This is a genomic window from Curtobacterium sp. MCSS17_005 (genome assembly GCF_003234225.2).
In the GTDB taxonomy this organism is placed as follows: Bacteria; Actinomycetota; Actinomycetes; order Actinomycetales; family Microbacteriaceae; genus Curtobacterium; species Curtobacterium flaccumfaciens.
This window is the reverse complement of sequence record NZ_CP126258.1, coordinates 992,879-1,010,260: the sequence shown is the minus strand read 5'-3', so window position 1 is coordinate 1,010,260 and position 17,382 is coordinate 992,879. Positions and strand designations below refer to the sequence as shown.

At 71.5% G+C, this 17,382-nt stretch carries 15 protein-coding genes and 1 tRNA gene; 7 read left to right on the top strand and 9 right to left on the bottom strand.

Translation table 11 applies throughout. From position 1 onward, the window contains the following. Positions 1 to 72 precede the first annotated feature (72 nt). The 3 genes from DEJ20_RS04940 to mnmA form a co-directional block, all read right to left on the bottom strand. Positions 73 to 1,518, bottom strand: coding sequence for an alpha/beta hydrolase (locus tag DEJ20_RS04940; RefSeq protein ID WP_111235472.1), 1,446 nt, complete (start codon positions 1,516 to 1,518; stop codon positions 73 to 75). Between the two features lie 193 nt (positions 1,519 to 1,711). Beyond that, a complete protein-coding gene (ligA, locus tag DEJ20_RS04935; protein ID WP_111235471.1) occupies positions 1,712 to 4,042 on the bottom strand; it encodes an NAD-dependent DNA ligase LigA in 2,331 nt (776 codons plus the stop codon). Positions 4,043 to 4,108: 66 nt separating this feature from the next. After that, entirely contained in the window at positions 4,109 to 5,215 is a 1,107-nt protein-coding gene (mnmA, locus tag DEJ20_RS04930) for a tRNA 2-thiouridine(34) synthase MnmA (protein ID WP_031259645.1), read from the bottom strand. Between the two features lie 56 nt (positions 5,216 to 5,271). Here mnmA and DEJ20_RS04925 point away from each other — a divergent pair, with 56 nt between their 5' ends. The 3 genes from DEJ20_RS04925 (at position 5,272) to DEJ20_RS04915 (ending at position 7,697) form a co-directional block, all read left to right on the top strand. After that, the gene (locus tag DEJ20_RS04925; RefSeq protein WP_111235470.1) at positions 5,272 to 6,579 is read left to right on the top strand and encodes an MFS transporter; all 1,308 of its coding nucleotides are present in this window, start codon (positions 5,272 to 5,274) and stop codon (positions 6,577 to 6,579) included. Positions 6,580 to 6,764: 185 nt separating this feature from the next. Continuing rightward, positions 6,765 to 6,845: transfer RNA gene (locus tag DEJ20_RS04920), tRNA-Leu, on the top strand. Between the two features lie 144 nt (positions 6,846 to 6,989). Further along, positions 6,990 to 7,697 carry a DedA family protein gene (locus DEJ20_RS04915; RefSeq protein WP_111235469.1) on the top strand — a complete coding sequence of 236 codons (708 nt, stop codon included), beginning with the start codon at positions 6,990 to 6,992 and terminating at the stop codon, positions 7,695 to 7,697. Between the two features lie 118 nt (positions 7,698 to 7,815). Here the strand turns inward: DEJ20_RS04915 and rdgB are convergent, their stop codons facing one another. The 3 genes from rdgB to murI are packed head-to-tail and all read right to left on the bottom strand — an operon-like array spanning position 7,816 to position 9,982. Beyond that, positions 7,816 to 8,406, bottom strand: a complete 591-nt coding sequence (gene rdgB / locus DEJ20_RS04910; RefSeq protein WP_111235468.1) for an RdgB/HAM1 family non-canonical purine NTP pyrophosphatase — start codon at positions 8,404 to 8,406, stop codon at positions 7,816 to 7,818. Then, positions 8,403 to 9,140 carry a ribonuclease PH gene (gene rph / locus DEJ20_RS04905; protein ID WP_111235467.1) on the bottom strand — a complete coding sequence of 246 codons (738 nt, stop codon included), beginning with the start codon at positions 9,138 to 9,140 and terminating at the stop codon, positions 8,403 to 8,405. The genes rdgB and rph overlap by 4 nt, the downstream gene beginning before the upstream one ends. After that, entirely contained in the window at positions 9,137 to 9,982 is an 846-nt protein-coding gene (gene murI, locus DEJ20_RS04900; RefSeq protein ID WP_027464600.1) for a glutamate racemase, read from the bottom strand. The genes rph and murI overlap by 4 nt, the downstream gene beginning before the upstream one ends. 115 nt (positions 9,983 to 10,097) lie before the next feature. Between murI and DEJ20_RS04895 the strand changes: the two genes are divergently transcribed. Further along, complete coding sequence (locus DEJ20_RS04895; protein ID WP_111235466.1) at positions 10,098 to 11,387, top strand: nicotinate phosphoribosyltransferase; 1,290 nt, start codon at positions 10,098 to 10,100, stop codon at positions 11,385 to 11,387. Between the two features lie 165 nt (positions 11,388 to 11,552). Here DEJ20_RS04895 and DEJ20_RS04890 read toward each other — a convergent pair whose 3' ends face one another. From DEJ20_RS04890 to DEJ20_RS04880, 3 genes are all read right to left on the bottom strand, one after another. Beyond that, on the bottom strand, positions 11,553 to 11,813 hold the full coding sequence (locus DEJ20_RS04890; protein ID WP_099051947.1) for a DUF3039 domain-containing protein: 261 nt from the start codon (positions 11,811 to 11,813) through the stop codon (positions 11,553 to 11,555). A gap of 116 nt (positions 11,814 to 11,929) precedes the next feature. Next, complete coding sequence (locus DEJ20_RS04885) at positions 11,930 to 13,501, bottom strand: ABC transporter permease (protein ID WP_111235465.1); 1,572 nt, start codon at positions 13,499 to 13,501, stop codon at positions 11,930 to 11,932. Further along, a complete protein-coding gene (locus DEJ20_RS04880) occupies positions 13,477 to 14,691 on the bottom strand; it encodes an ABC transporter ATP-binding protein (RefSeq protein WP_258377174.1) in 1,215 nt (404 codons plus the stop codon). Before DEJ20_RS04880 ends, DEJ20_RS04885 begins: the two co-directional genes overlap by 25 nt. A 297-nt stretch (positions 14,692 to 14,988) precedes the next feature. Here DEJ20_RS04880 and DEJ20_RS04875 point away from each other — a divergent pair, with 297 nt between their 5' ends. From DEJ20_RS04875 to DEJ20_RS04865, 3 genes are read left to right on the top strand one after another with little or no spacing between them, the layout of a single operon-like run. Beyond that, positions 14,989 to 15,684, top strand: a complete 696-nt coding sequence (locus tag DEJ20_RS04875) for a phosphocholine cytidylyltransferase family protein (protein ID WP_110862735.1) — start codon at positions 14,989 to 14,991, stop codon at positions 15,682 to 15,684. A 44-nt stretch (positions 15,685 to 15,728) separates the two neighbouring features. Next, complete coding sequence (locus DEJ20_RS04870) at positions 15,729 to 16,553, top strand: ABC transporter permease (protein WP_258377173.1); 825 nt, start codon at positions 15,729 to 15,731, stop codon at positions 16,551 to 16,553. Continuing rightward, the gene (locus tag DEJ20_RS04865; RefSeq protein ID WP_071405446.1) at positions 16,553 to 17,323 is read left to right on the top strand and encodes an ABC transporter ATP-binding protein; all 771 of its coding nucleotides are present in this window, start codon (positions 16,553 to 16,555) and stop codon (positions 17,321 to 17,323) included. The genes DEJ20_RS04870 and DEJ20_RS04865 overlap by 1 nt, the downstream gene beginning before the upstream one ends. Positions 17,324 to 17,382: the final 59 nt, after the last annotated feature.

The following is a 17,382-nucleotide window of genomic DNA, read 5'->3' as shown; positions in this document are numbered from 1 at the left end:
CGCGTCGCCACGACCGGCGGGTCCGCCCGGTCGGTCAGGGCCAGCCGCCCACCGCCCGTCGGTCACGGCCGGTCAGTCACGGGGCTGCAGGTCCTGCGGGCGCACGAGGTACATGTCCGGCGAGGCGCCGACGATGCCGTCACCACCCGACTTGCCGCGTCGGACCTGCTCGCGCACCAGGTCGCCGCGGCCGATGCCGATCAAGGCGACGTCGTGCAGCGATGCCGTGCCCGGCTTGAGGTAGTCGTTGTGGCCCACGGGGCGGCGGAACACGTCACCGGCCGACAGCGCATCGGCGCCCCCCGCGAGGTCGAGCACGGTGGACCCGAACGACGCCCCGCCCGGGTCGGTGCCGAAGTACCCGGAGCCCGCGATGGGGTCGCTGTGCGCACCGCCGACGAACACCTGCCCGGTGGCGACGGCGAGGTCGTCCGCCGTCCGGACGTCGCTGCCCGGCGATCCGAGCACGGTCAGGGTGTCGGCGGTCATCCGCCCCGACGCCAGGGCCGTCATCGCCGTGGTCGACCCGTACGAGTGCGCGACGATGTTCACGCGCGGTTGGTCGCCCGCCCGGATCACGCGAAGCCCTGCGACGGTCCGTTCGAGCCGCTCGGCCCCGGTCCGTGCGAGCCCGAGCGACAGGATGTTGGACAGGTCCGGCGTCCGGTACCCCATCCACGCGACGACGGCGACACCCGACCCGTTGCCGGTGGCGGCGAGCGGGGCCAGGGTGGCCTGCTCGCGGGACAGGTCGTTGGCGGTGTTCGTGAAGTCGGTCATCTGCCCGGTGACCGTGAAGAACATACCCGGCACCACGACGGTGACGTCGGCCGCGGTGTCGAGGTCGCCGATGCTGATCGCCGCACGCCCGGAACCCCGGGTGTCGAGCGCCACGAGGAAGCGCCGCGGGTCACCCGGTTCGTGCACCAGGGAGTCCCGGACCTGCCCGAGCATCGCGGCCCGGGCTGCACCGACCTGGGCGTCGGCGAGGCCGGACGTCAGCGTCGCACGGTTGGCCTGGTCACGGACGGCGTACGGCACACCCTCGAGGTTCCCGACCAGGGCGGGCGCGTGCACGCGGAGCAGGTCCTGCTCGTCGGCCGGCAGGTGCGACCACCACTGCGCGACGGTCTGCGCGGGCGGCGGGTCGTCCTGCACCGTCGCCACGACACGACGGTCCGTGGCTGCGCTCCGCAGGTCGGCGGCGCCGAGCGCACCGAGGTCCTCGACGAAGGCGCGCCCGTGTGCGGCGGCGAGGTCGTCGACCCCCACCGCTGTCGTCGGCGACGACGCTGCCACCGACTTGTGCGCCACCGCCGGTGCCACCGCCGATGCCACCGCCGGTGCCGCCGGCGGTGCTGCCGCGAGCGTGACGTCGGCCCGGTCCTCGACCGGGACGATGCGGGTCGTGGCGGTGCTGGCGACCGCGACCTGGTGCGCCGGGGGCATGCCTGGGGCCTCGATCACTCCGAGCGAGTGCACCGAGGCGGTGAGCAGAGCCGCAGCGATGAGCAGCAATCGGGTCTCCCCCGGGAAGGCCGTCCCGACGTCCCCCTGCAGACGACGGGTGATGCTCGGTCGAGTCTATGGAGATGTCCGCCGATCATCCATGCGCGATGCAACTTGTCCCCCGAACTGGGCGCGTTCGACGGCGCGCCGCGCTCTGCGGATGCGATCGGGCGTGCTGTGCATCCCGGTCGGTCCTCAGTCCTCAGTCCTCGGTCGTCGGCGCTTCCGGTTCGGCGAGCGCCGCCGGCCCCTCGGTCACGAGCAGGTGGAACTGCTCGGCGTCGATGATCCGGACACCCAGCTGCTCGGCCTTCGTGAGCTTCGAACCGGCACCCGGACCGGCGGCCACGAAGTCGGTCTTCTTGCTCACGCTCGACGCTGCCTTGCCGCCGGCGGTGATGATCGCCTCCAGCGCACCTTCGCGCGTGTAGCCCTCGAGTGAGCCGGTCGCGACGACGGTGACGCCGCTCAGCACGCCGCCCTCGACGTCGGCGCCGCCCGGGCCGGGGTGGCCCGGGGTGGTGAACTGCACGCCGGCCGCGGTCCAGCGGTCGATGATCTCGCGGTGCCAGTCGACGTCGAACCAGGCGAGCAGGGCGTCGGCGATGATGCCGCCCACCCCGTCGACGGCCGCGAGGTCCTCGCGCGAAGCCGACCGGATCGCGTCGAGGGAGCCGAAGTGGTTCGCCAGGGCTCGGGCGGCGACCGGTCCGACGTGGCGGATGCTCAGGCCGACCAGGATCCGCCACAGGGGCTTCGTCTTCGCGGCGTCGATGTTCGCGAGCATCTCGAACGCGTTCTTCGACGGGTAGCGGCTCGGCTCACCGGTGTAGTCGGCGCCGCGTGCCTCGGGGTCGAAGGGCGGGTCGGTCTTCTTGCGCGCCCGGCTGAACGGCGTGACGCGCTTCGGGGTGCCGTCGTCGTCGACCTTCTCCATGCCGGTCTCGGCGTCGCGGACGATGACCTCGATCGGGACGATGTCCTGCATCGTCAGGTCGAACAGTCCGGCCTCGGTGACGAGCGGCGGGGTCTCCGGGCGGAGCGGCTGCGTGAGCGCCGCGGCCGCGACCTCGCCGAGCCCCTCGATGTCGAGCGACCCGCGCGAGGCGATGTGCTCGACCCGACCGCGCACCTGCGCCGGGCAGCTCTTCGCGTTCGGGCAGCGCAGGTCGATGTCGCCTTCCTTCGCGGGGGCGAGCTCGGTGCCGCACTCGGGACAGTTCGTCGGCATCACGAACTCGCGCTCGGAGCCGTCACGGAGCTCGACCACCGGGCCGAGCACCTCGGGGATGACGTCGCCGGCCTTCCGCAGCACGACGGTGTCACCGATCAGCACGCCCTTCGCCTTGACGACCTGCTGGTTGTGCAGCGTGGCCTGGCGGACGACGGACCCGGCGACCTCGGCCGGGGCCATCACCGCGAACGGGGTGGCGCGGCCGGTGCGGCCGACGCTGACCACGATGTCGGTGAGCGTCGTGTGCACTTCTTCCGGCGGGTACTTGTACGCGATCGCCCACCGCGGTGCCCGCGAGGTCGACCCGAGTTCCTCGTGCAGGGCGAGGTCGTCGACCTTCACGACGACGCCGTCGATCTGGTGCTCGACGGACGACCGGCGCTCCCCCGTGGTCCGGACGAAGCCGTTGACCTCGTCGATGGTGTCGAACACCCGGTAGTGGCTGCTCGTCGGGAGTCCCCAGGTCTGCAGCAGCTCGTACACCTCGGACTGGCTGCGGACGTCGGTCCCCTGCTCGAGTTCGCGGACGGGCCACGCGCCGATGCCGTGCACGAGCATCCGCAGACGCCGCAGCCGGTCGACCATCAGGGCACGCTTCGCCTCGGACTTGCCCTCTTCCTTCTGGCGGAGGGACCCGGCGGCGGCGTTGCGCGGGTTGGCGAACACGCGCTCCCCCGCCTCTCGCTGGTTCGCGTTGAGCTCGTCGAACTCGGCGACCGGGAAGAAGATCTCGCCCCGGACCTCGACCAGGGGCGGGTGGCCGGTGCCCGACAGGCGGTCCGGGATCGTGCCCATCGTGCGGACGTTGCCGGTGACGTCCTCGCCGACCACGCCGTCACCACGGGTGGCGGCGGAGACGAGCCGACCGTGCTCGTACCGCAGGTTGATGGCCAGGCCGTCGATCTTCAGCTCGGTCAGGAACCGCACCCGCTCGGCACCGGCGTCGCGCTGCACCTTGAGGGCCCACTCGGTCAGCTCGTCGGGGCTGAAGACGTTGTCGAGCGAGAGCATGCGCTCGGCGTGCTCGACCGGCGCGAACTGCGTCGTCTGCGCCTGCCCGCCCACGGTCTGCGTCGGGCTGTCGGGCGTCAGGAGTTCCGGGAACCGCCGTTCGATCGCGTCGAGGCGGTGCACCAGGGCGTCGTAGTCGGCGTCCGACAGGGGCGAGGCGTTGCCCTCGTAGTAGTCGTGCCGTAGCTCGTTGACGCGGGCGCGCAACCGGTCGACCTCGCGCGCGGCCTGGGCGGCGTCGAGCCCGTCGGGGTCGATGGTCTCGAACGTCGCGTCGGTCTCGCTCATGGCATCAGTTCTACCGTGCACCACCGACGCGGCGTGCAGCGAGCGTGTGCCCCGGGAGCGGCGGGGTCAGGCGTCGACGGGGACGGCGCTGACCGTGGTGTCGATCGTGCACTGGCCGAGCACCCGCGTGCCGACGTAGACCACGGCCGTCTGCCCGGGAGCGACCCCGTGCAGCGGCTCGTCGACGTCGATCACGAGCACGTCGTCCTGCACCCGGGCGGTCGCGGGCACCGGGTCGGCGTGCGCGCGGATCTGCACGTCGCAGGCGAACGGCGTCGCGGGGTCGGCCGGGGCCGTGCCCGCCCAGGTGAACCGAGAGCCGGACATCGAGGTGACGGCGAGGGCCTCCTTCGGGCCGACGACGACGGTGTTGTCCTTCGGGCGGATCTCGAGCACGAACCGGGGCTTGCCGTCCGGTGCCGGGCGACCGAGGGCCAGGCCGCGGCGCTGTCCGACGGTGTAGCCGGTGGCGCCTTCGTGCGAGCCGACGACCGTGCCGTCACGCTCGACGACCTCGCCGGGCGCGGTGCCGACGCGGTCCGCCAGCCACCCGCGGGTGTCGCCGTCCGGGATGAAGCAGATGTCGTACGAGTCCGGCTTCTGGGCGACCGTCAGCCCGCGCTCGGCGGCCTCGGCCCGGACCTCGTCCTTCGACGGCGTCGCGCCGAGCGGGAACATCGCGTGCTGCAGCTGCTCGGCGGTCAGGACCCCGAGCACGTACGACTGGTCCTTCGCCCACGCGGCGGACCGGTGCAGCTCACGCGAGCCGTCCGGACCGGTGACGATCGAGGCGTAGTGCCCGGTCGCGACGGCGTCGAAGCCCAGGGCCAGTGCCTTCTCGAGCAGCGCCGCGAACTTGATCCGCTCGTTGCAGCGCATGCAGGGGTTCGGGGTGCGGCCGGCCTGGTACTCGGCCACGAAGTCGTCGACGACGTCCTCCTTGAACCGGGCCGAGAAGTCCCACACGTAGTACGGGATCCCGAGGGCCGACGCGGCGCGCTGGGCGTCCATCGAGTCCTCGATGGTGCAGCATCCGCGGCTGCCGGTGCGCAGGGTGCCGGGCATCCGGCTCAGGGCCAGGTGCACACCCACCACGTCGTGGCCGGCGTCGACCGCCCGGGCTGCGGCCACCGCCGAGTCGACACCACCGCTCATCGCCGCAAGAACACGCATGCGTCCAGGGTAACCCGCCGACGAAGCGGTACCGCTGGCGTACCGTTGGTCGGGCGATGGCCACGACGGGGAACGACTCATTCGACTTCCGGTCCGTCCTGCTGTCCGGGTTCCTGCCCGCCGCGCTCTTCGCCATCGGCGAGGGTGCGATCATCCCGATCATCCCGATCGCGGCCGACTCGCTCGGTGCCAGCCTGGCCTTCGCGGGCTTCGTCGCCTCGCTCATCCTGGTCGGCGAGCTCATCGGCGACGTGCCGTCCGGCATCGTCGTCGCCCGCATCGGCGAGCGGAACGCGATGATCGGCGCCGCGCTCGTGTCGGTGGTCGGGCTCGTGGTCGCCACGACGGCCGCGAACGCCTGGGTCCTGGCGCTCGGGGTGTTCCTGGTCGGCGTCTCCACCGCGGTGTTCGCCCTCGCCCGGCACGCCTACATGACCACCGCGATCCCCCTGCGGATCCGGGCACGGGCGCTGTCGAGCCTGGGCGGTGTCTTCCGCTTCGGCTACTTCGTCGGCCCGTTCATCGCCGCCGGCGTCATCCACCTGACCGGCACCACCAGCAGTGCCTTCTGGATCCACGTCGTCTGCTGCCTGGCGGCCGCGACCGTGCTCCTGGTGCTGCGCGACCCCGCGACGGGCACACGCGGCCTGCGGTTGCCGCCACGGGCCTCCCGGCTGTCGGCCGACCACGCGACGGACGGGAGCGACCACGCGACCGAACCGCCCGCCGACACCGGCGCGCAGTTCGTCCAGCAGGAGGCGCAGGGCCTCTTCCGCACCATCCGCGCGAACGGGGCGGTCCTGCTGCGGCTCGGCAGCGGTGCCGCCCTGATCGGTGCGATGCGGGCCGGGCGGCAGGTGATCCTGCCGCTCTGGGCGGTGAGCGTCGGTCTCGACGACTCGACCGCGGCGCTCGTCATCGGCATCGCCGGAGCCGTCGACTTCGCGCTCTTCTACACGAGCGGGCAGATCATGGACCGGTGGGGACGGCTCGCGAGCGCGCTGCCCTGCATGCTCGGTCTGAGCATCAGCTACTTCCTCCTCGCCTGGAGCGGCCACCTGGACGCCCGGATCGGCTGGTTCGTCGCGATCGCGATGGGCATGTCCCTGGCGAACGGGGTCGGCTCCGGCATCCTCATGACGCTCGGCGCGGACCTCGCCCCGCGGGACGCACCGGCACCGTTCCTGGGGGCCTGGCGGTTCACCGGCGACTTCGGGTCGGCGGCGGCGCCGCTCCTCATCTCCGGCGTGACCGCCGTCGCGTCCATCGCCGTCGCGAGCGGAGTGATGGGCGTGCTCGGCCTGGTCGGCGCGGGCATCCTGCTCCGCTACGTCCCCCGGTACCTGCCGCGCCCGCTGCGCTGACAACGGCGGCGCACCGTGCGCGCTCCTCCGCTCCGTGCGCCGTTGACCGCACCGTGCACTTCCAAAGCGCCGCACCCAGCCGCCGAGCTCGCACCACGTCACGTCCCACGCACGGTGCGTCCCACGGCCTGGAGGCCCGGCGCACGTCCGCCCCGCGCCCCGCGCTCGGTAGACTGCCGCTGCTCGCGGGAGTGGTGGAATCGGTAGACACGCAGGATTTAGGTTCCTGTGCCCCAGGCGTGAGGGTTCGAGTCCCTCCTTCCGCACCGAGTCCCCCCAGGCGCACCGTTGCGGTCATCCGCACGCCTCGTGCAGGTCAACCCTGCGAGGGATGGCCCGGTCACTTCCGGGCGGTACCCTCATCCCGCGGGAGTCCTCCCCGTGACTCCCGCTCCACGACCGGAAGAACCATGCACTCCGTCGCACTCGCCCTGATCCCGTGGCTCGATCCGCAGTACATCCTCGACCACTTCGGGGCCATCGCCGTGCTCGTGGTCTGCGCGATCGTGTTCGCCGAGACCGGTCTGCTCATCGGCTTCATCTTCCCGGGCGACAGCCTGCTGGTCATCACCGGCCTGTTCGCCTTCGACCGCGGTGGCGAGATCGGCGGCATCCCGATCTGGGTCGCGGCGCTGATGATCGGCGCCGCCGCGTTCCTCGGCGGCGAGCTCGGGTACTACATCGGCAAGAAGGCCGGGCCCCCGATCTTCGAGCGCAAGGACAGCGGGCTCTTCTCGAAGGCGAACGTCGAGCGCACCAACGCGTTCTTCCACCGCTTCGGCCCCCTGGCCGTGATCCTGGCGCGCTTCGTGCCGGTCGTCCGCACCTTCGCCCCGATCGCCGCGGGCGTCGGCCGGATGGACTACAAGAAGTACTCGCTCTACAACGCGATCGGCGCCGTGGTCTGGGGCGTCGGCGTGACGTTCCTCGGGTACTTCATCGGGCACATCCCGTTCGTGGCGCACATCGTCCGTGAGTACATCGACATCATCCTGCTCGCCGCGGTCGTCGTGACCGTCGTGCCGATGGCGCTGACGTACCTGCGCAACGCCCGCAAGGCGAAGCACACGAACGAGGCCGCGGCCACCACGGCCCCGACGGTCGACCCGACGCTCTAGCCGCAGCACCGGCGCACGGCCTGCGCCCAGCGCCCAGCGCAACCAAAGTCGCCCCGGACCACGCGATCACGTGGTTCGGGGCGACTTCCGTTGTGCGGAACGACGAGCGCGCCGGTGCTCAGACGCCGAAGTGCTCCCGCACGATCGGCGCGATGCCCCGGAACGCCTTGCTGCGGTGCGACAGCGCGTTCTTCTCGTCGCGGGTGAGCTCCGCCGACGAGCGGTCGGCGTCGTCCGGCCGGAACACCGGGTCGTAGCCGTGGCCGCCGTCGCCGACGGGCTCGGTCAGCACCTCGCCGTTCCAGACCGCCTCGACCACGTGCTCCTGACCGTCGGGCGTCACGAAGGCGGCAGCGCACACGAACGAGGCGGTCCGCTCGACGACACCCTGCAGGTTCGTGAGCAGCAGCGCGATGTTGTCGGCGTCCGAGCGAGTACCGGCGTAGCGGGCCGAGTGGATGCCCGGTGCGCCCCCGAGGGCGTCGACGGCGATCCCGGAGTCGTCGGCGAGCGCCGGCAGCCCCGTGTGCGCGACCGCGGCACGCGCCTTGATCAGGGCGTTCGCGGCGTAGCTGTCGCCGTCCTCGACCGGCTCGGGGCCGTCGTAGCCGACGAGTTCGACACCCTCGCCCAACGCCGACCCGAGGATCTCGCGCAGCTCGACGACCTTGCCCTGGTTGTGGGTGGCCAGGACGACGGTGCCGGTCACGCGATCCCCAGGACGGTCTTCTGGATCGCTGCGAGCGACTGGTTGCCGGCCAGGCCGAGGTCGAGCAGGACGTTCAGCTCGTCACGGTCGAACGGCGCGTGCTCGGCGGTGCCCTGCACCTCGATGAACTTGCCCGACCCCGTCGTGACGATGTTCATGTCGGTGTCCGCGGCGGAGTCCTCGGTGTAGGCCAGGTCGAGCATCGGCTCCCCCTTGACGATGCCGACCGAGATCGCCTGCACGCTGTCGGTGAGCGGGGTGGCCTTCTTCGCGATGAAGCCCTTGGCGCGGCCCCACTCGATCGCGTCGGCCATCGCCACGTACGCGCCCGTGATCGACGCCGTGCGGGTGCCGCCGTCGGCCTGCAGCACGTCGCAGTCGATGACCAGGGTGTTCTCGCCCAGGGCCTTCGTGTCGACGACGGCGCGGAGCGAACGACCGATCAGGCGGGAGATCTCGTGGGTGCGGCCGCCGACCTTGCCCTTGATGGACTCGCGCTGCATGCGCTCGTTCGTCGACCGCGGCAGCATCGAGTACTCGGCGGTGACCCACCCGGTGCCCTTGCCGGCGAGCCAGCGCGGCACGCCGTTGGTGAACGACGCGGTGCAGAGCACCTTGGTGTTGCCGAAGGAGATGAGCGCGCTGCCCTCGGCCTGCGCGCTCCACCCCCGCTCGATGGTGACGGGACGGTGGTCGGTGGCGGTGCGGCCGTCGACGCGGAGGTTGTCGGTCATGGGGTCCTTTCGGTGCGGGGCAGCGTGATGGCCCCCGTCTGGAGGTGGCCGACGCTCGAGACCTCGGGACCGAGGAAGCGCCGTGCGAGCCGGATGAAGCCGTTCTTGTCGTCGCCCGTCGCCTCGAACGAGTAGGTCGGGGCGGTGGTCGCGGTGCGCTCGAGCCCGTGTTCCACGAGCCGGCGGTAGACGTCGTTCGCGGTCTCCTCGGCGCTGGAGACGAGCGTGACCTCCGGACCCATGACGAACTGGATCGCGGCGGACATGAGCGGGTAGTGGGTGCAGCCGAGCACGAGGGTGTCGACGTCGGCGGCACGGATCGGGTCGAGGTAGCCGGCCGCGATCTCGCGCAGCGACGGCGACGAGGTGTCCCCGGCCTCGACGAACTCGACGAACCGGGGGCACGCGGCGGTGGTCAGCGTGACGTCGGCGGCGACCGCGAAGGCGTCCTCGTAGGCGCGCGACGCAATGGTGCCGACGGTGCCGATCACCCCGATGCGGCCCGTGCGGGTCTGCTTGACGGCGGCGCGGGCCGCGGGCTGGATGACCTCGACGACGGGGATGCCGTACGCCTGCTCGTACCGTTCGCGGGCGTCGCGGAGCACGGCGGACGAGGCGGTGTTGCACGCGATGACCAGGGCCTTCACGCCCTGCTCGACCAGGTCGTCCATGACCTCGAGCGCGTAACGGCGGACGTCGGCGATGGGCTTCGGGCCGTAGGGCGAGTGCACGGTGTCGCCGACGTACCGGATGCTCTCGCGCGGGAGCTGGTCGATGATGGCGCGGGCCACGGTGAGACCGCCGACCCCGCTGTCGAAGACTCCGATCGGTGCATCCGTCACGGCACCAGCGTACCGACGCCCGCCGACGAGCACCGACGCGACCACGCGCGCCACGCAGGCCGGGCGCACGGGGTGATCCGGGCCTCCCCACCGGTACGTCACTAGTGTCGGAGACGTGACCAGCGCGCTCCTCACCGACCAGTACGAGCTCACCATGGTGGACGCCGCCCTGAAGGACGGCACCGCCGACCGCCGATGCGTCTTCGAGGTGTTCGCCCGGCGGCTGCCGGACGGCCGCCGCTACGGCGTCGCGGCCGGGCTCGGACGCTTCCTCACCGCCCTCGGCGACTTCCGCTTCGGCGACGAGGAGATCGGGTTCCTGCGCGACCGCGGTGTCATCGACGCCGGCACCGCCTCGTGGCTCGCCGACTACCGGTTCAGCGGCGACGTCCGCGCCTACCGGGAGGGCGAGGTCTACTTCCCGAACTCCCCCATCCTGCAGATCGAGGGCACCTTCGCCGAGGCCGTGGTGCTCGAGACCCTCGCCCTGAGCATCTTCAACGCGGACTCCGCGATCGCCTCGGCCGCCGCCCGCATGGTGTCCGCCGCCGACGGCCGCCCCCTCGCCGAGATGGGCTCCCGCCGCACCGGCGAGTGGAACGCCGTGGCCGCTGCCCGTGCCGCGTACATCGCCGGCTTCGGTGCGACGAGCAACCTCGAGGCCGGCCGCACCTGGGGCATCCCCACGATGGGCACCGCCGCGCACGCCTTCACGCTGCTGCACGACTCCGAGGAGCAGGCGTTCCGTTCGCAGCTCGACGCGCTCGGCAGCGGCACGACCCTGCTCGTCGACACCTACGACATCGAGGCCGCGGTCGAGACGGCCGTCCGCCTCACCGACGGCAAGCTCGGCGGCGTCCGGATCGACAGCGGCGACCTGCCGTCCGTCGTCGCCGCGGTGCGTGCGCAGCTCGACCGCCTCGGCGCGACGGGCACGAAGATCACGGTGACGAACGACCTCGACGAGTACACGATCGCCGCGCTCCGAGCCGCCCCGGTCGATTCGTACGGCGTCGGCACCTCGGTCGTCTCCGGCTCCGGGCACCCGGCCGCCGGCATGGTGTTCAAGCTCGTCGCGCACCGGGACGCGGACGGCGGCGACTGGGTCCCCGTCGCCAAGAAGTCGGCCGAGAAGGCGTCGATCGGCGGCCGGAAGGAGGCGGGCCGACGACTCCGCAACGGCGTCGCGACCGCCGAGATCGTGCTCACGGGCGCGCAGGTCGGCCCGGACGAGCGACCGCTGCTGGTACCCGTCGTCACCGGCGGCGAGGTCGACCCGGCGTTCCTCGGCACGCAGGGCGTCGAGGCCGCACGCGCGCACCACAAGCGCGCGAAGGCGGAGCTGCCCGCCGACGCGTCCCGCATCGGGCGCGGCGACCCCGCCATCCCCACCCTGGTGATCTAGGGCGCGCACGCACGACGCGTCGCGCGTCGCGTCACCGCTTCGTGAGCAGAAAGGGTCGGGTCTGCGTGACGGACGCGACCATTGCTGCTCACGAAGCGACCGACGGACGGACGGGAGGCCCGTGGCGGCGTCGCCACGGGCCTCCCGTCCGTCTGCTGGTCGCGTCTACTCGGCCTTCATCTTCTCGTAGATGGCCTTGCAGTCCGGGCAGACCGGGAACTTCTCCGGGTCGCGACCCGGGATCCACTTCTTGCCGCACAGGGCCTTGACCGGCTTGCCGGACAGGGCCGACTGCAGGATCTTGTCCTTCTTCACGTAGTGCGAGAACCGCTCGTGGTCACCGGGTTCGATCGCTTCGTCTTCGAGGAGCTTCTCGAGCTCCCGGTCCATCACGTCGAGGCCGCCGCCTGGTTCCGTCATGCTCATGGGTCCAGGGTACGACGGTCCGCCCTCGGGCGCGCCGCTCGTCCGCGCTGAGCGATCGTCGCGCCGAGTCGCTGGGTGCTCGGTGCTCGGTGCTCGGTGCTCGGTGCTCGGTGTCGCTAGTTGCGCTGCGCCGCGGCGAGCAGGTCGGGGCCGCGGCGGTCGAACAGGCGTCCGCCGGCGGAGACCCCGATCACGAGCACGACGGCACCGACCCCGATGCCCACCAGGAGCGTCAGCACCGACCAGGGTTCCGGACCCTGCACGACGGCGAGCACCGCGAGACAGGCTGCGGGGACCGTGCAGAGCACGATGCCGATCACCATGGACGCCTGCGCGACCGTGGCGGTGACGCCGGCGGCCTGCGGCTGCTGGAAGGGGTGGTCGCCCGGGCGCACCGTCGGGTAGGGCATGAGCACGGACAGGACGCTCGACAACCCGAGCCCGGACAGCAACGCGCTCGCACTCACGCCGATGAGCAGCGGGAACACCGCCCAGTCTCCGAACAGCCGGGCGGACAGCGCGGCCCCGGCGACGATCGCGGGCGCCCCCACGACCAGCACGGGCACGACACGACCGAGGCGGTCGCTCCACCCGGGTGCACCGGAGGCGACGTGCAGCCACACGGCGGTGTTGTCGTACGAGACGTCGTTGTGCGGCAGGAACCCGGCGATCAGCGCCATCAGCGGCAGCGGCACGAGGGCGGTCCACTGCCACGGCACCCCGGCGACACCGAGCGGGATGACGACGATCGGCACGAGCAGGATGATCAGGTACGACGTGCGGTACCGCGGGTCGCGGACCCAGTAGGTGAGCGCACGGGCGGCGACGGCCGACACCGGGGCCGAACCGAACCGGTCGAACCAGCCCAGGCCCTGGTAGCGGCGGGTGCGGGCACGGTCGTCGACGGTCTCGAGCGCACGGCCGACGAGTGCCCACCACGCCCAGGCGAGGAGCGCGACGACGGCGACCGCGACGAGGAGCTTCAGGACACCCGCGCCGACGTGGCCGCTCGCGACCTCGGCGGGCACGGCCCACGCGGCACCCCACGGGGTCCACCCGGCGATGTCCGCGACCCGCTGCATCTCGGCGCCCTGCGGGTCGAGCCAGTCGACGCGCAGCAGCAGCGCCACCGTCGGGATCGAGAGCGCGATGATGACGAGCGCCACCAGCCACCCGGCGTCGCGGGAGCGGTCCGGCCCGATCAACCGGGAGCCGACGGTGCAGCAGACCCGGATCAGGAGCGCGCACGTGGCGACGCCGAGCAGCCCGCCGAGCACCGCGAGCAGCCCGAGACCGGCGTCGCGGGCCCAGGCGACGACCTGGCCGACCGCGACCACGACCACACCGATCACCGGGACACCGACGAGCCCGGCGACGACGAGTCCGATCGCCAGGCGACGGCGCCCGATGCCGAACACCGCGAAGCGCCGCGGGTCGAGCTGGTCGCTCCGTCCGACGACGAGCGGTACGACCGTGAACCCGAAGGTGATCAGGGTGCCGACGGGCACGATGACCGCACGCGCGACGTCCGGGTCGGCGTCACCGAGGGCGATGGTCTGCGACGCGACGAACACGGCGGCGAGGAGTCCGACGAGGCTGGCGAGCACGACGGCGACGGACCGGCGGGCGGTGCCGCGGACCTCGCCCGCGAGCAGGTCCGCCCTCAGCCGGAGAAGCTGTGCAACCATTCCATGCTCTCCGCGACGACACGACCGCCGGCGAGTTCGACGAACTTGTCCTCGAGGCTCTTGCGCCCGCGGACCTGGGCCATGGTGCCGGACGCCAGGACCTTGCCGCCGACGATGATGGCGACCGAGTCACAGGTGCGCTGCACGAGCTCCATCGAGTGGCTGGACAGCACGACCGTGCCGCCGCCCCGGGTGTACCGGCGCAGGATGTCGGTGATCGTCGCCGCGCTCACCGGGTCGACTGACTCGAACGGTTCGTCGAGCACGAGCACCCGCGGCGAGTGGATCAGGGTCGCGGCCAGGGCGATCTTCTTCGCCATGCCGACGGAGTAGTCGGCGACCTGGCGGCCCAGCGCCTCGCCCAGCCCGAAGGCCTCGGCGAGGTCGGCGCTGCGCTTGCGGGCGGTGGCCCCGTCGAGCCCGCGGAGCGTGGCCGAGTAGTAGAGGAGCTGCGCACCGGTCAGCCGGTCGAACAGGCGGAGCCGGTCCGGCAGCACACCGAGACTGCGCTTCGCCGCCGTCGGGTCGGCCCAGACGTCGTGGTCGAGCACGGTCACCGAGCCGGCGTCGGGTCGCAGCAGTCCGGTGATCATGGACAGGGTCGTCGTCTTGCCGGCGCCGTTCGGGCCGACCACGCCGAAGATCGAGCCCTGCCGGATCTCGAGGTCGACCTCGTCGACGGCCAGGGTCTGCCCGTACCGCTTGACCAGGCCGCTCGCCGCGAGCACGACGGGCTGGAGCGTCTGCGGCTGCTTCGGGGCGGCGGTGCGGGGCGCACGCTTCTTCGTCGCGGGCGCGGCGGCGGTGGTCGCCCGGTCAGCGACGTCCGTCGCGTCGTCCGCGTCGTCCGCCTCGGTCGGGACGGGAGGCGCGGCGTCGGTCCGCGGGGCGGCCTTCGTCGGGCGCTTCGTGCGTCCCTTGCCGGTGCGCCCCTTCGCGGGGCGTGGCGCTGCGGCCGTCGCGTCGTCGGTGCGGTTGTCCGTCGTCGCGTCGTCGGTGCGGACGGCCGTCCCGTCGGTCATCGCGTCATCAGTGGCGGCGTCGTCCGCATCAGTGTCCCCCGTGTCGTCGTCGGCTGCGTCGTCCTCAGCAGCCGCGGCGGTGTCCGCGTCGTCGGCGTCCCCCGCCTCGGTCATCCAGGCAGCGTCGGCCGTGGCGTACACGTCCTCGTTCTCTGCTCGCGCTGGCATCGACCCACCGTACCAACGCTCTCCGACCGTCGGGAACCGTCGCGGCCAGGGTCACGAATTGAGTACGAAGCGCGCAGACTCGTACCCCGCGAGGGGGTGTTTCCGTATCATTCACCAGGGCACGAAGGAGTGTTCACCACTTGGAAACCTGCTCCAGCAGGCGATCCCGGCGACCTCTTCGCAGCGACGACCACGTCGACGCGACCGGTTCTCGGGCAACTCGGACGTTGGAAGCGCAGACTCGACGAGGCCCGCCCGTACCCCAGGGTGCGCGGGCGGACACCAGAAGGGACCAGCATGACCACGCAGATCGTGATCCTCGCAGCGGGGATGGGCAGCCGTCTCGGCCGCAGCCTGCCGAAGCCGCTCACGGAGCTCAGTGACGGCCGCACCATCATGCAGCAGCAGTTCGACAACATCCGCGCCGCGTTCGGTTCGAGCGCCCGCGTGACGATCGTCGTCGGCTACAAGTCGGAGCACATCGTCGAGGCGTTCCCCGACGCGAACTTCGTCTACAACGAGTCCTACGACTCCACCAACACCTCGAAGAGCCTGCTGCGTGCCCTCAAGGCCACCGGCAAGAGCGGTGTCCTCTGGATGAACGGCGACGTGGTCTTCGACCCGATGGCGCTCGTCCGTGCGGCCGACATGATCGACGAGGGCCGTTCCTTCGTCAGCGTCAACACCGACAAGGTCTCCGACGAAGAGGTCAAGTACACCGTCGACGCCGAGGGCTTCATCCACAAGCTCTCCAAGCAGGTCGTCGGGGGTCTCGGCGAAGCCGTCGGCATCAACTACGTCTCCGCCGCCGACAAGCAGGCCCTCATCCGCCAGCTCGGCCGCGTCGACGACCAGGAGTACTTCGAGGGCGGCATCGAGGCTGCCATCGCCGAGGACGGGCTACGCTGGACGCCGATCGACATCTCCGACCTGTACGCGGTCGAGATCGACTTCGCCGAGGACCTCGAGCGCGCGAACAACCTGTTCGCCTGAACCACCGTCAGGACCCCCTCGGCGGTTCCGCCCGAAGGGAAACCGTGACCACAGCGAGTGCGCCGACCGCGCCAGTGGCTCCCGCACCCGCGAAGGCCCGGAGCGCCGGTCGGCGCTATCGTCAGGCCCTGTGGTTGCTGACCGTCCGCGACCTCCGGGTCCGCTACTCGACGTCGGCGCTCGGCTACGTGTGGTCGATCCTCGACCCGCTCGTGATGTCGGGGATCTACTGGTTCGTCTTCACGCAGGTCTTCCACCGCGGCTCGGTCGGTGAAGACCCGTACATCGTGTTCCTGCTGTCCGCGCTGCTGCCGTGGATGTGGTTCACCGGTGGCGTCTCGGACTCCACCCGGGCGTTCATCAAGGAATCGAAGCTGATCCGCTCGACCACCATCCCCCGCACGATCTGGGTGGCACGGATCGACGCGTCAAAGGGCATCGAGTTCCTGCTGAGCCTGCCGGTCCTGGCTGCCTTCGCGATCGCGACGGGTGCCCACCTGCACTGGCAGGTCGTGTTCTTCCCGCTGGCGATCGTGCTGCAGTGCGCGCTGGTCTACGGCCTGGGCCTCATCGTCGCGCCGCTCGTGGTCTTCTTCCGTGACCTCGAGCGCGCCACCAAGCTCGTGCTGCGGTTCCTGTTCTACGCGTCCCCGATCATCTACGGCACGCACGCGCTGCCCTCCGCCCTGCGCAACATCGCCGCGATCAACCCGCTCACCGGCATCTTCGGCATGTACCGCGCGGCGTTCTTCCCCGGCCAGCTCGACTGGCTCGAGGTCGGCGCCTCGGTGGTCGTGACCGGCATCGTCCTGGTGATCGGCTTCGTGGTGTTCCGCCGCAGCGAGCACCGCGTGCTGAAGGAGCTGTGATGACCGCGACCGACCAGACCCGTCGCACCGAGACCGTCGCACCGGTCATCTCGGTGCGCGACGCCGGCATCTGCTTCAAGCGCAACCGTCGCGCGAGCCGGAACTTCAAGGACCTGTTCGCCGGACGCGGGCGCCGCAAGCGTGCCGATGAGTTCTGGGCGCTCCGCAACGTGTCGTTCGACGTCCGCCCCGGCGAGGCGATCGGCGTCGTGGGGCGGAACGGACAGGGCAAGTCGACCCTGCTGAAGCTCGTGGCCCAGGTCATGCTGCCCGACGAGGGCCGCGTCGACGTGGGTGCCGGCGTCGCCCCGCTCATCGAGATCACCGGTGGCTTCGTCGGGGACCTCACGGTGCGCGACAACGTGTACCTGACGGCGGGCCTGCACGGCATGTCGCGGGCCGAGATCCGCGACGCCTTCGACGAGATCATCGACTTCGCCGAGATCGCGGACTTCGTGGACACCCCCTACAAGCACCTGTCGAGCGGCATGAAGGTCCGCATCGCGTTCGCGGTGATCTCGCGGCTCGACGAACCGGTCATCCTGGTCGACGAGGTGCTGGCGGTGGGCGACAAGGCCTTCCGCGAGAAGTGCTACAAGCGGATCGAGCAGCTCCTGGCTGGCGGCCGGACGCTGTTCTTCGTCTCGCACAGCGACAAGGACCTCCGCCGCTTCTGCGACCGGGGACTGTACCTCGACAAGGGTCGTCTGCAGCTCGACGGCACCATCGAGGCCGCGCTGGCCCGGTACGCGGCAGACTACGGCTCCTGACCGGCCGGGGTACTCCTCCTGCACCAACACCGGTATCGCTGGCTCCCTCCACAGCCCCG

Bases quoted from the DNA above. Each gene is read 5' to 3' on its own strand.
- ligA (WP_111235471.1), bottom strand. From the start codon at position 4,042: ATGAGCGAGACCGACGCGACGTTCGAGACCATCGACCCCGACGGGCTC.
- mnmA (WP_031259645.1), bottom strand. From the start codon at position 5,215: ATGCGTGTTCTTGCGGCGATGAGCGGTGGTGTCGACTCGGCGGTGGCC.
- DEJ20_RS04925 (WP_111235470.1), top strand. From the start codon at position 5,272: ATGGCCACGACGGGGAACGACTCATTCGACTTCCGGTCCGTCCTGCTG.
- DEJ20_RS04915 (WP_111235469.1), top strand. From the start codon at position 6,990: ATGCACTCCGTCGCACTCGCCCTGATCCCGTGGCTCGATCCGCAGTAC.
- rph (WP_111235467.1), bottom strand. From the start codon at position 9,140: ATGACCGACAACCTCCGCGTCGACGGCCGCACCGCCACCGACCACCGT.
- DEJ20_RS04890 (WP_099051947.1), bottom strand. From the start codon at position 11,813: ATGAGCATGACGGAACCAGGCGGCGGCCTCGACGTGATGGACCGGGAG.
- DEJ20_RS04885 (WP_111235465.1), bottom strand. From the start codon at position 13,501: ATGGTTGCACAGCTTCTCCGGCTGAGGGCGGACCTGCTCGCGGGCGAG.
- DEJ20_RS04880 (WP_258377174.1), bottom strand. From the start codon at position 14,691: ATGCCAGCGCGAGCAGAGAACGAGGACGTGTACGCCACGGCCGACGCT.
- DEJ20_RS04875 (WP_110862735.1), top strand. From the start codon at position 14,989: ATGACCACGCAGATCGTGATCCTCGCAGCGGGGATGGGCAGCCGTCTC.
- DEJ20_RS04865 (WP_071405446.1), top strand. From the start codon at position 16,553: ATGACCGCGACCGACCAGACCCGTCGCACCGAGACCGTCGCACCGGTC.